Annotated in this window: 12 protein-coding genes; 5 read left to right on the top strand and 7 right to left on the bottom strand. The window is 53.2% G+C overall.

From position 1 onward, the window contains the following. Window positions 1-51 precede the first annotated feature (51 nt). Both AB5Y82_RS20210 and AB5Y82_RS20205 read right to left on the bottom strand, forming a co-directional pair. Window positions 52-678, bottom strand: coding sequence for a 3'-5' exonuclease (locus AB5Y82_RS20210; protein WP_111900629.1), 627 nt, complete (start codon window positions 676-678; stop codon window positions 52-54). Window positions 679-680: 2 nt separating this feature from the next. Beyond that, on the bottom strand, window positions 681-2468 hold the full coding sequence (locus tag AB5Y82_RS20205) for a putative nucleotidyltransferase substrate binding domain-containing protein (protein ID WP_368174441.1): 1788 nt from the start codon (window positions 2466-2468) through the stop codon (window positions 681-683). 168 nt (window positions 2469-2636) lie between these two features. Between AB5Y82_RS20205 and AB5Y82_RS20200 the strand changes: the two genes are divergently transcribed. Then, window positions 2637-3443, top strand: coding sequence for a crotonase/enoyl-CoA hydratase family protein (locus AB5Y82_RS20200; protein WP_368174440.1), 807 nt, complete (start codon window positions 2637-2639; stop codon window positions 3441-3443). A gap of 70 nt (window positions 3444-3513) precedes the next feature. On the opposite strand, the gene AB5Y82_RS20195 is transcribed toward AB5Y82_RS20200, so the two are convergent. After that, window positions 3514-5013, bottom strand: coding sequence for a sodium:alanine symporter family protein (locus tag AB5Y82_RS20195; protein ID WP_005360093.1), 1500 nt, complete (start codon window positions 5011-5013; stop codon window positions 3514-3516). Window positions 5014-5361: 348 nt separating this feature from the next. On the opposite strand from AB5Y82_RS20195, the gene AB5Y82_RS20190 reads away from it, so the two are divergent. Together AB5Y82_RS20190 and AB5Y82_RS20185 are read left to right on the top strand one after the other, a co-directional pair. Further along, the gene (locus AB5Y82_RS20190) at window positions 5362-5799 is read left to right on the top strand and encodes a GNAT family N-acetyltransferase (RefSeq protein ID WP_319889678.1); all 438 of its coding nucleotides are present in this window, start codon (window positions 5362-5364) and stop codon (window positions 5797-5799) included. Between the two features lie 76 nt (window positions 5800-5875). Next, a complete protein-coding gene (locus tag AB5Y82_RS20185) occupies window positions 5876-6637 on the top strand; it encodes a zinc-dependent peptidase (protein WP_368174447.1) in 762 nt (253 codons plus the stop codon). Window positions 6638-6836: 199 nt separating this feature from the next. On the opposite strand, the gene AB5Y82_RS20180 is transcribed toward AB5Y82_RS20185, so the two are convergent. From AB5Y82_RS20180 to AB5Y82_RS20165, 4 genes are all read right to left on the bottom strand, one after another. Continuing rightward, a complete protein-coding gene (locus AB5Y82_RS20180) occupies window positions 6837-7736 on the bottom strand; it encodes an alpha/beta hydrolase (protein WP_069527295.1) in 900 nt (299 codons plus the stop codon). A 36-nt stretch (window positions 7737-7772) separates the two neighbouring features. Further along, the gene (locus AB5Y82_RS20175; RefSeq protein ID WP_368174439.1) at window positions 7773-8639 is read right to left on the bottom strand and encodes a LysR family transcriptional regulator; all 867 of its coding nucleotides are present in this window, start codon (window positions 8637-8639) and stop codon (window positions 7773-7775) included. 137 nt (window positions 8640-8776) lie between these two features. Further along, complete coding sequence (locus tag AB5Y82_RS20170) at window positions 8777-9811, bottom strand: alpha/beta hydrolase (RefSeq protein WP_368174438.1); 1035 nt, start codon at window positions 9809-9811, stop codon at window positions 8777-8779. 34 nt (window positions 9812-9845) lie between these two features. Further along, window positions 9846-10211, bottom strand: a complete 366-nt coding sequence (locus AB5Y82_RS20165) for a DUF6506 family protein (RefSeq protein WP_263717277.1) — start codon at window positions 10209-10211, stop codon at window positions 9846-9848. Window positions 10212-10396: 185 nt separating this feature from the next. On the opposite strand from AB5Y82_RS20165, the gene deoC reads away from it, so the two are divergent. Next, complete coding sequence (gene deoC / locus AB5Y82_RS20160; RefSeq protein WP_164537714.1) at window positions 10397-11170, top strand: deoxyribose-phosphate aldolase; 774 nt, start codon at window positions 10397-10399, stop codon at window positions 11168-11170. 109 nt (window positions 11171-11279) lie between these two features. Continuing rightward, a partial coding sequence (locus tag AB5Y82_RS20155) for a thymidine phosphorylase (protein WP_368174435.1) occupies window positions 11280-12214 on the top strand: 935 nt, incomplete at its 3' end.

Genomic DNA, 12214 nt, shown 5'->3' with positions numbered 1-12214 from the left:
GGCAATCTGCTCATGTAAGCAAAATGTGAATTAAATGTTATTTCTCGACAATTAGACTTTGGGATAAGTGAGCGGTGAGCCGCAGGTCAGGCGCAGATAGATGAGCGCGGCTGTAGTGGCATCGGCAAGGGCATCGTGGGCGGGCAGGGATGGCAGTTCAAGGTGGCTGCAGATGGCACTCAAGTGCAGGTCAATGGCCGCATCGGGATAGCGGCGATAGAGGTGGTCATGATAAAGCTGGCTCACCTCGATCCCTCGCTGGGGCAGGGTCAATCCCCACAATTTCTGGCAGACGAGATTGAGAATACGCAGATCGTAGGCGATGTGATAGCCCACCAGTTCACGGGGGCCGATAAAGTCGAGCAGCAGGCGCAGCGCGGCTTCCAGCTCCATCCCCTGTTGCAGATCCTGATGGCGCAGACCGTGGATCACCACAGATTGGCTGGTCAGGCTGGCCGGTGGCTGTACTTTGATGGCGAGGGCTTCGCCGGTCAGCAGCCGGTTACCCTGAATGCGCACCGCCCCGATGGAGACGATCTCGGCCTGCTCGGGATCGAGACTGGTGGTCTCGAAATCGAGAGCGATCCGTTCATCTTTCGGTGGGGTGGCAAAGAGTGGCGCGAACTCGCCAGTTCGGAACGTACGGCCATACCAGTAGCGTCGAGCGCGGCTCAACATGGCTATTGTCTCAGACGAAAGTGCAAGGTGAGCCACTGCTGGAACTTCTTCACCTGATGCAGCGCCTGGCGCAACAGATCCCGCTCGCTGTGGCTAAGCTCGCTGACCTGTACCCGGCTGTTGCCCCCTTTGAGCTGGCTGCGCAGTCGCAACCGGATAAAGAGCCGAAACGCCTCTGCCAGATTGCTGCCATAGTCGGCACTGAGCCGCTCGGCGGCCACCAAGGCATCGATGCGCCCCAGGGTCGAGGTCTCCAGAATGCCTGCCTCAATGGCCAGCATCCGGATACCGTGCACCAGCGGGAACAGGCCGCCCCGCTTCAGATCCAGCCCTTCCGGCGGCTGCTCCAGTCGGCCAAACAGGGTGAGCGGGGCATGAAAGGCCACCGCCGGTCGCACCATCTCCGCCAGCAGATCCCGTCTGTCCGCCAACTGCTCGCGCAGCGCTCTGGCAACCGGCAGATGGAGCTGTCGATCCCCCGCGATGGGGTGAGCATCGGCCAGGGTGGCGAGCCACAGCAGCTCATCCTCTTTTGCCGTGGTGCAGGCGCAGGCAATGGCGCTTTGCCACTCGATGCCTGTTTTCACCCAGGCCGGATTGTTCACCATCACCTGCCCGGGGCACAGCGGGTAGCCTAGGCGCTCCAGCAGGGCGCTGAATTCGGCCAGATCGGCTGCCTGGGTGGGCCATGCCAGCCCTTCTGGCAGGATCAGGGCGTTGTCCTGGTCGGTTTTGAGGATCTGCTCGCCGCGCCCCTCCGAACCCAGCATCAACAGGCAGACGTTATCCTGCACCCTGGGGGGGATCACCAGCGCAAAGGCTTTGGCGATCAGCTGTTCGTTGATGGTGGCGATGAGCTTCATCAAAAAGGCGGTGTGGATCCCCTGGGCAAACAGCGAGCGGGTCAATTGCTGCTGCTCGCGGGCGACCGCCTCCAGCGCCGGCAGGCTGTCGGCGCGGGCGATGCGCAACGTCAGCACGTGGGAGTGGGTAGAGAAGAGCCCCAGCACCTGAGTCAGTTGCAGGATCCCCGCCACCTCATTGCCACGCCACACCACCAGTCGCTTGATGCGATGGCGGGTCATCAGCAGCAGGGCATCAAACAGATAGCTCTCCAGCGGCAGACCAATCAGGGGCATGGGGGTCAGCACCGAGAGGGGGGCTGTCAGCGGCAATCCCTTGAGGGTCAAGGCATGGAGCAAGGTCTTGCGGGTTGCCAGCGTGAGGGAGCCGTCGTGGGCCGGGTAGAGCAGGCAATCGGTCCCCTTGCTCACCATGGCTTCGGTCGCCGCCAGCAGTGATAGCTTGCTGTCGACGATAAGCGGTGCCTGCAGGTGGCCGGGTTCGATGCGGGTCAGGATAAATTCCGCCAGATTCTTCTGACCCAGTTGTTCGCGTTGCTCCTGCTGGCGCTGGCGCTCGGCCAGATTGGCGGTGAAGTAGCTGGCAAACTGCGGATCCTGCTCACAGAGCGTCAGAAAGGTGTGGCGAGGGATGAGCTGGCAGAGGCTATCTTCCAGCGCGGTGAAGCGGTGGCGGCAGCGGCCGTCAAACTGGGCGCGCACATCGAACAGGTCATCGACCCCGTAATCACCAAACTGGTGGTGAGGGGCAGACTCTTCCACCGCCCCCTTGATGATGAGATAGAGGCCGGGAGGTTCGTCCCCCTCCTTGAGCAGAATATCGCCAGCCCGAAAATAGCAGAGCGAGAGGTGACGGGAGAGCCGTTCGCGCGCCTCCTCGCCCAGTCGGTCGAACGGTGGTCTGGCAAAATTGAACAGGGTTGACATGACAGCGTCCTCTGCTGGCTTGCGGCACTCATGCAGCTCCCAGTGTGACAAAGGGAGGGGGAGACGACCAGCCGACTTTAGTCTCAGCTGTACCGCCTGTTCACACTCTGATAACGTGGTGGTATGACCAGTGAGTCAGTTTCAGGGATCAAGGAGAGGACAAGGGAGATGGAAAAACCAAGGATCAAGTGCGAGATCCACGACGGGATTGCCGAAGTGATGCTGACGCGGGGGGATAAACTCAATGCGTTGGACCGCGGCATGTTCAGCGCCATCGACGAGACGCTGACGCAGCTCGCCCGGCACAAGGGGCTGAGGGCGGTGATCCTGCACGGCGAGGGGCGGGCCTTCTGCGCCGGGCTGGATGTGAAATCCATGCTGAGACAGCCGGTGGCGGCGCTCGATATTCTCAAGCGTGAAGCGGACGAAGCGACCAATCTGGCCCAGCGGGTTGCCTATGGTTGGCATCAACTGCCGGTGCCGGTGATTGCGGTGACTCAGGGAGTCTGTTTTGGCGGTGGCTTGCAGATTGCGCTCGGGGCCGATTTTCGCTTCAGCACCCCCGATTGCCGCTTCTCGGTGATGGAGATCAAGTGGGGGATCATCCCCGACATGAGCGGCAGTGTCACCATGCGCAACCTGATGGGGCTGGATACCGCTATGGAGCTGGCCATGAGCGGGCGCGAGCTGGATGCCGTCGAGGCCAAATCCCTCGGGCTGGTAAGCCGTGTTTGCGCCGATCCGCTGGTGGAGGCGCGAGAGTTTGCACGTACCCTGATCACCAAGTCGCCGGATGCACTGGCGGGGATCAAGCAGCTCTACAGCCAGGCCTGGGCCCGCAGCGATGAAGCCATGCTCAAAGAGGAGACCAGCCTGCAAAAGCAGATCCTGGGGCGACCAAATCAGTGGCGGGCAACCCTTAACAGCCTGTTTCGCTGGCGACTGCCCTTCGGGCCGCGCCGCAATCCGCTCTGAGATGAGGTGACAGGAAAAAGAAATGGCAGCCGAGGCTGCCATTTTTATTGATGTCTTATGTCGTTCTGGTTCAGGAGGTCTTGCGATCCTGATCCGGCTCGAACTGATGGCCCGATTTCTCCCGCTCCAGGTTTTCTTCGGAGCGTTTGCCCACCCAGTAATCGGCGTTCTTGATGCCGAGCTTCTCCGGGTGGAATACGGGGTCAATCCCTTGTGCCTGCTGCGCTTCATAATCCTTCAGACAGGTGAAGGCGGTCTTTTGCAGCAGCAGAATGGCGATGATGTTGAGCCATGCCATCAGGCCAACCCCGATATCACCCATGCCCCACGCCAGATCCGCCGTCTTGACGGTGCCGTAGACAGTGGCAGCCATCAGCGCAATCTTCAGCAAGAAGGTGAGCCAGGGGCGATTAATCTTGCGGTTGATGTAGGCGATGTTGGTTTCGGCGATGTAGTAGTAGGCAACGATGGTGGTGAACGCGAAGAAGAACAGCGCGATAGCCACGAAAATGCTGCCAAAGCCCGGCATCATGCTCTCCATGGCGGTCTGCACATAGCCCGGGCCTGCTGCGATACCGGCAATCCCCGTGTAGATGGCGGCGCCGTCCGGCCCTTGTACGTTATAGAGGCCGGTGATCAGCAGCATAAAGCCGGTGGCGGAGCAGACGAACAGGGTGTCGATATAGACGGAGAACGCCTGAACCAAACCCTGCTTGGCCGGGTGACTCACTGCCGCCGCAGAGGAGGCGTGCGGCCCGGTACCCTGACCGGCTTCGTTGGAGTAGACCCCGCGTTTTACCCCCCACATGATGGCTAGACCCAGAATGGCACCGAAACCGGCATCCAGACCGAAGGCGCTCTTCCAGATCAGCAGGATCACGCCCGGCAGCTGGCCGATATTGAGGGCGATGATGACGCAAGCCACGATGATGTAGCCCAGCGCCATAAAGGGCACCACGGTACTGGCAAAGCTGGCGATACGCTTGACGCCGCCGAAGATAATAAAGCCGAGCAGCAGCGCCAGACCGGCGGCGGTGACGTTCGGATCAATATTAAAGGCGGTCTGCAGGCTGGAGCCGATGGAGTTGGCCTGCACGCCCGGCAGCAGCACGCCGCAGGCGAAGACGGTAGCGATGGCGAAGGTCCAGGCGTACCACTTCATGCCAAGCCCTTTCTCGATGTAAAAGGCCGGGCCGCCGCGGTATTCACCGTTGATCTTCTCTTTGTAAACCTGACCCAGGGTGGACTCCACGAAGGCGGAGCTGGCGCCGAGGAAGGCGACCATCCACATCCAGAACAGGGCGCCCGGGCCCCCGAAGGTGATGGCGGTGGCCACACCGGCGATGTTACCGGTACCCACGCGACCGGCCAGGGTCATGGCCAGCGCCTGGAAGGAGGAGACACCGGCATCGGTGCTCTTGCCATCAAACATCAGGCGCACCATCTCTTTGATATGACGCAGTTGCAAAAAACGGGTGCGCAGGGAGAAGTAAAGACCGACCCCCAGACACAGGTAGATGAGCGCAGGGCTCCAGATTACACCATTGATGGCATTGACGATTTCATTCATGTACAACAACTCCTTTGTTGTGTTTGTGGCGCTGTCTTGGCGAGATCTTGGCCTCGCTCTCTGTCACTGTTTTCGGCCCTGTTTGTTAACAATCCAGTTAACAAATGAGCGCGAGGTTGAGGGGTTAAGCAGAGCGCAAACACGCGCCATGCATGGCTTGTAACATATCGAGTTGTATCGGTGCTTCCCAGCGAAAAATGTTGCCTTGTTGCAAATTTGTGAATTGACAAGGGTGGGGGGATAATGGCAGGCAGCGTTTTCTATGAGTAAAGATGAGATCCTCCTTGTTGATCTGCGCCGGACAATGTGACGGGCGTAACACAATGGAAAGCAAACATGAGGCCAACAATGAAAAATGATCCTGAGACGTTGACGATCCGTCCCCCTGAGGCCGACGACGGGAGCGCAATCGCCCACCTGTTCACCCAATTGGGATATCCTGCCGAAGGCGCTGACGTGACGGAGCGTCTGTTGGCGCCGGATCCCGCGAGCGTTGTGCTGCTCGCATCCCTGGCCGACAAGGTGGTCGGCGTGCTGGTGTGGCACAAGCTGGCACCGCTGCATGTTGCACCAGCTTGGGGCCTGATCTCGGCGCTGGTTGTCGATGAAGGGGCAAGAGGGGCGGGAGTGGGTGCAGCCTTGCTCAAGGGCGCTGAAGCGATGGCGCGGGCCGCAGGTTGCGCCCAGCTGGAGCTATCCAGCAGTCTCAAGCGCGAGGCAGCCCACTGTTTCTATCTGGCGCAGGATTATCAAGAGCGGCCGAAACGGTTCGTCAAACTGCTGTAACCTGTTTTTTGCATCAAAAGAAGGAGTAGGCGTGCTGGGATGGTTCAAATGGCTGGGTGGTCGCCCGCAAACGTCCATGAGTGAGGATGAGTTGGCATTGTGGCGTCAGGCGCTGGCGGCTGTGCCCATCTTGCAAGGGCTCAGCGACACCGAGCAGACGACGCTTATCGGGTTGGGGCAACAGCTACTCAAGCGCAAGACCCTGACCCTGATCGGGGTAGATCTCAGCCCACGCCAACAGGCGGTGCTGGCGCTGCAGGCGGCGTTGCCCATTCTTCATCTCGGTATCGACTGGTATCGCGGCTTTCACGAAATCATCATCATTCCCGAGCCCGTCACTCGGCTTCAGGAGGTGCAGGATGAGTTCGGGCTGGTGAGCGAGTTTGAAGAGGAGAACGCTGGCGAATCCTGGCCGCAAGGGCCGCTGGTGCTGGCCTGGAGCGAACTGCAGCAGGATGGCGACTGGGACGGCTTTAATCTGGTGATCCACGAGCTGGCCCACAAGCTCGACATGCTTGGGGGGGAGGCGGACGGCGCGCCGCCGTTGCCGGGGCAGATGAGCAGCCAGCTGTGGCAACAGGCCTTTCAGAGCGCCTTCGATACGCTCTGCCAGCAGCTTGATCGGGACGAAGTGACCGATATCGATCCCTATGCCGCCGAACATCCCGCGGAGTTTTTTGCCGTCAGCTGCGAGTGTTTCTTTGCCGATCCGCTGCGGCTGCAGCAGGTCTATCCCGCGGTATACCGGCAACTGAGCCAGTTCTTTAGCCAGGATCCCGCGCAGCGTTTTCCCGCGACCCGCTTGCTGGCGGGGGAGGGAGGTTACGGAATTCTGTGACATCAATGCACAACAAAAATGGTAAAACAGTGGAAATGCTTAATTGTGGTCAGTGTTAAATTAAATACGAAAATCCAAAACTGACGAGCTTTATATTTAACGTAAATGTTATTTAAACACACAGCCAATACCGGTGTTAGTCCGGTATTGGCAAAGTATCATAGAATAAAAATAGGGGAGTTATTTCATGTTCGATATGCTATGAACGATAAAATGCTATCAGTTTATCGATTGCTCTTTCAACAAATATGCTTTTGTCATAGAGATCAATGTGGTTGGCGCCACCTATTTCGAATAGTTCTTTAGGCTCACTTGCTTCTTTATACATTTGTTCACTCTCATTTTTAGAGCCTGCTAACTCACCAATTATCATGAGTAGTGGCGTTGGCGCTAAAAATTTCGCGTTATCTAGCGCTGAAAATGTCAATAGCTTCTCATAGCTCCATGGTAAAAATTTACTCTCGTACTTTCCTTTTATTCCCCGGTCTGTCATATAATATTCATAAAACTCTTGAAATAGTTTCGGCATGTCAGGCGTGCAGTTTTCTGGCGCATGCGGTAAATATGAAATCGCCTCACCATTTACAAATTGTAATCTAGCATTATTTACTGATGAGAGTAATTCATCTAAATTCTTTTGAGAGAATAAGCTGCGATAAAAACCTCGATGATCGAAGTACGCATTTACGGTTGCAACTTTTGATATTCTTCTATCGGTAACAGCTGTATGTGATAAGTATCCTCCGCCGGAGCAGATTCCTAAACCAAAAATTGATTTTTTATCAACTATATCTAATGTTGATAAGTAGGTAACTGCTGCAGAAATATCTTCTGACTTATTATATGGATTTTCATAGAATCTGGGTTCACCTTCACTGTCACCAAAAGTTGCATGATCAAATGTCAGGCAAATAAAACCATGTGCAGATAATCGCTGAGCATACTCATCAACAGTTTGCTCTTTAACACCGGCTTGAGGTGGGACAAGAAGAATCGTAGATCGTACTTCATTATCCACAATGTTGTCAGGTTGATATAGATATCCAATTAGTTTGTTTTCTTGGCTATAAAAACTGATTTTTGATTTGATTGTTATCATAGCTTTCCCCATTTTATATTGAATTTATGTGAATTATTAAAAGTTTTCTATAGAAATTAATTTTGCATCGCTTCGTATTTTTTTTAGTACTGGGTTTATCGCTTGATGGGATGGCATACATAGCCCTACGCTTCGACCTCTAATGGGGAGATTAATATCAAAAACGTTTATGTCTGATACTTTTTCAACTAGTCCCATAGGAAGGAAGCAACTACCTAAACCCGCAAGAGCTAACAAAAAAGCCTGTTCCTTTGTTTCTGCTGTAGACACAATGTTCAATGCAATGTTCTTTGATGATATTAATCCGAGCACTTCTTGGTGAACTTCACAACTGGGGCACTCTATAAAATCTAAGTGATAAAAATCTTCGATTTTACTTGGTGCTGAAATGTTCTCTTTTGTAACAAAAACAAACTTCTCTTCCCATAACGGGATAAATAGATCAGTATCATTTTTGTCTTTTTCGAATCCAATTCTGCAATCAGATTTATCTGATGAGGTCAAAATAAAATGGCAATTAGGTGCCAAACGTTCTAAATGAGAAAGTGTTGTCGCAGTTTTATATTTACTGATGGAGTTGCAGATCCCAACACTTATTTTAGGTGTTGTTGCCTTTGACATGAATAAAGTTGAGATTGTAGCGCTGTCATTCACAAGACGCTTTGCGTGAGGATATAACTCGTGGGCACTGTTAAGTGGTTGAACTCCCTTTTTATCTCGTAAAAAAAGATCGTTGCCAAGTAGTTCCTCAAGTTGTTTCAATGCGGCAGATATGGATGGCTGCGTAATGTGACATTTTTCCGCAGCAAGAGTTAAGTTTTTTTCTTCATAGATAGCTATAAACAAACGTAACAGTCTAATATCAACCATATTTCCCTCCACTTTATTAACGATAGAGTACATAGCATGGTGTCATTAATAAAATACCGTTTGCCAATGATACCCATAGCCTTAGGCTATAGAAAAAAGAACCTCCCAAACAATTCATCTGAGAGGTTCTAAAAACAACGACTTAGTTAGGGCAATGGTACTATATGTAGTTAAAAAATGGTCTTTTTATAAAATTCATCCAGTTTTATAACAGCCTGATTAACATACTTATCTTGGTCATACAGGTCAAAGTGGCCAGCACCTTTGATGGTAAAAAGTGTGGCATCAATTTTTTTCTGTTTTGCACGTTCCACAGCAATTTTACTAAATGGAGCAGACAATGCCTCTGACCCAATGATCGCCATAAATGGCTTTCCTTCAAGCAATTCAATGTGTTCAGTTGGGTTAAATGCATATCTTGAATCTAATGAGATAGCTGCTCTCTTGGGGGTGTATGTTGCTACGGCACCACCGCGCTTGCTATTTCGGTAGTAATCTGCAGCTTGATCCCAGAATTCACCAAGACCAGAACCTGCAGCAGGGATCCCATCTACATAGAGTACCTCACCGGTTTCAAAGTATTTTTGACGAGCATCACTAGCCCATTTAATTTGCTGTTGATATTGCTTAACAGGGGAGCCGTTGAGCATGTTTGCATATTGAGTTGCGCCACCCATGCCATAATCAGTGAAGTCAATAAAGGCGCTAACAACAGCTAGCGATTTTACTCGTGAATCTTGATAGGCAGTTTGAAGACCGTAACCAGCACCAGAACATAATCCTAGTTCAGCAACTCGCTCATCATCAACACCTGGAATAGAACGGATGAAGCTAATTGCATTTTTAATATCTTCCACTTTCATCGGAGCATTTTCCATGCCTCGAGGCATACCACCACTTTCACCATATGTTCTGTGGTCAAATGCTAAAGTGACATAACCCTTCTCAGCCATTTTTTTTGCGTAAATTCCGGCGGTTTGCTCTTTTACGCCACTGGCTGGAGTTATCACCACGATAGCAGGGTACTTTTTAGCCGGATTAAAATCCTTAGGCAAGAATAAATTTCCTGAAATTCTTGTGTTTTCACTTAGGAAATTTACTTTATTAATACCGGGTTGGAGTTCATAGTTGATATCCGCAAATGAATTGAATGATGCAATTGCGGAAAGGCCAAACATGAATGCTGAAATTTTTTTTAGTTTCATTTTTCTTTTCTCTTGGTTAATGAAAACATACAGTTTAACTGAATAAAACATCACCACTGACATTATCAAGGCATGGGTGTATATCAAATCTTACAACACCTACCTGCATGCGCCCCAAGCATTGTTCTTTAACTTTTGCAACACCGACATGTCCAAATCCTGCACATAGCTCTATAGCTCTGATACCTTCTGAATATAAATCATCAAGCTGTAAGCATGCTTCTTGATAGCTAGATACTGCTATTGTTTTAACATGAACGCTATCTGTTTTAACCCACTGAAAATCAAGTTCTGGATTGACATTAGGAGCTAGGAAAATGAAAGCTGCTTTGAAACAAGACATGTAAACTCCGTATAGTGATATGTTATGTTTAAATTCATCGTATTTCTGGCCTAACATTCCCTCCTTTCTTTATCATTGCCCTTTAAATGTGGCATTGATAAACACGAATCTGCAACAGTCAGTGTCTATGACCATTATTTGATTAGACTATTTGCCATGCCTTAAATTTTAGATAAGGATGATGATTGTTTTATTAAGTTAATAAATCCGAATTGGAGAGTAGAATGACTGAGGAGAACAGAATGACTGATCTGAAAGTGGCCGCTCAGCGCGCCCTGAACCTGATGGACCTGACCACCCTGAACGACGACGATACCGATCAGAAGGTGATCGACCTGTGCCATAAGGCCAAGTCACCGGCTGGCCTGACCGCCGCCGTCTGCATCTACCCCCGTTTTATCCCTATCGCTCGCAAGACCCTGCGTGAGATCGGCGCTGCCGACGTACGCATTGCGACCGTGACCAACTTCCCGCACGGCAACGACGACATCGAGATCGCCGTGGCCGAAACCCGTGCCGCAGTCGCCTACGGTGCTGACGAAGTGGACGTGGTGTTCCCGTACCGCGCCTTCATGGCTGGTAATGAACAGATCGGTTTTGATCTGGTCAAAGCCTGTAAAGAGGCCTGCGCTGCCAACGTGCTGCTGAAAGTGATCATCGAAACCGGCGAGCTGAAAGAAGAGGCGCTGATCCGTCGCGCTTCCGAAATCTGTATCGATGCCGGTGCCGACTTCATCAAGACCTCCACCGGCAAGGTGCCGGTCAATGCGACCCCAGAAGCGGCACGCATCATGATGGAAGTGATCAAGGCCAAGAATCCGAAAGTTGGCTTCAAGCCTGCTGGTGGTGTGAAAGACGCAGCTGTTGCCGGTCAGTACCTGGCCATGGCCGAAGAGATCCTCGGCAACGACTGGGTATCCGCCCGTACCTTCCGCTTTGGTGCATCCAGCCTGCTGGCCAGTCTGCTGGCCACTCTGGGGCATGGCGACAAGCCAGCCAACACCAGCGGTTACTAATAGGTTGATGAGAGGGCGGACTGCTGTCCGCCCTGTTAGCCCCCACCATGCGGTGTGCGGGCAAGGATTCAGGCTTGTGTAACGCCAGCAATGGCGGAGGGAATGAAAGATGTTTTTGCCTCAAGAAATTATTCGCAAGAAGCGCAACGGTGAAGCGCTCAGTACCCAAGAAATTCAATTCTTCGTTCAGGGCATTACCAACAACACCATCGGCGAGGGGCAGATTGCGGCGCTGGCGATGGCGGTCTACTTCAAAGACATGACCATGGATGAGCGGGTTGCCCTGACCTGCGCCATGCGCGACTCCGGCATGGTGCTGACCTGGGATCACCTCAATCTGGGTGGCCCGATTGTCGACAAGCACTCCACCGGCGGGGTGGGGGACGTTGTCTCCCTGATGCTTGGCCCGATGGTCGCTGCGTGCGGCGGTTTCGTGCCGATGATCTCCGGCCGTGGCCTGGGCCACACCGGTGGTACCCTCGACAAGCTGGACGCCATTCCCGGCTACCAGACCTCGGTCGACAACGATCGTTTCCTGAAAGTGGTGAAAGAGGCGGGTGTCGCCATCATCGGCCAGACCGGCGATCTCGCCCCCGCTGACAAGCGTATCTATGCAGTACGGGACATCACCGCCACCGTCGAATCTGTCGCGATGATCACCGGCTCCATCCTCTCCAAGAAGCTCGCCTCCGGGCTGGAAGCGCTGGTGATGGATGTGAAAGTGGGCTCCGGCGCCTTTATGCCGACTTTTGAAGCCTCCGAAGAGCTGGCCAAGAGCATTGTGGCCGTGGCCAACGGTGCCGGCTGCCGCACCTCTGCGCTCTTGACCGATATGAACCAGGTGCTGGCCTCCAGCGCCGGTAACGCGGTGGAAGTACGTGAAGCGGTGCGTTACCTGACCGGTGAATACCGCAACCCGCGCATCCACGAAGTGACCATGGCGCTGTGTGCCGAGATGCTTATCTCTGCAGGCTTGGCCAGCGACGAGCGCGATGCCCGCGCCAAGCTGCAGGCGGTGCTGGATAACGGCAAGGCGGCCGAGAT

It is taken from the genome of Aeromonas sp. s13 (assembly GCF_040907905.1).
Taxonomy (GTDB): domain Bacteria; phylum Pseudomonadota; class Gammaproteobacteria; order Enterobacterales; family Aeromonadaceae; genus Aeromonas; species Aeromonas veronii.
The sequence above is the reverse complement of the archived record's forward strand: the minus strand, read 5'-3'. Positions and strand labels throughout refer to the sequence as shown.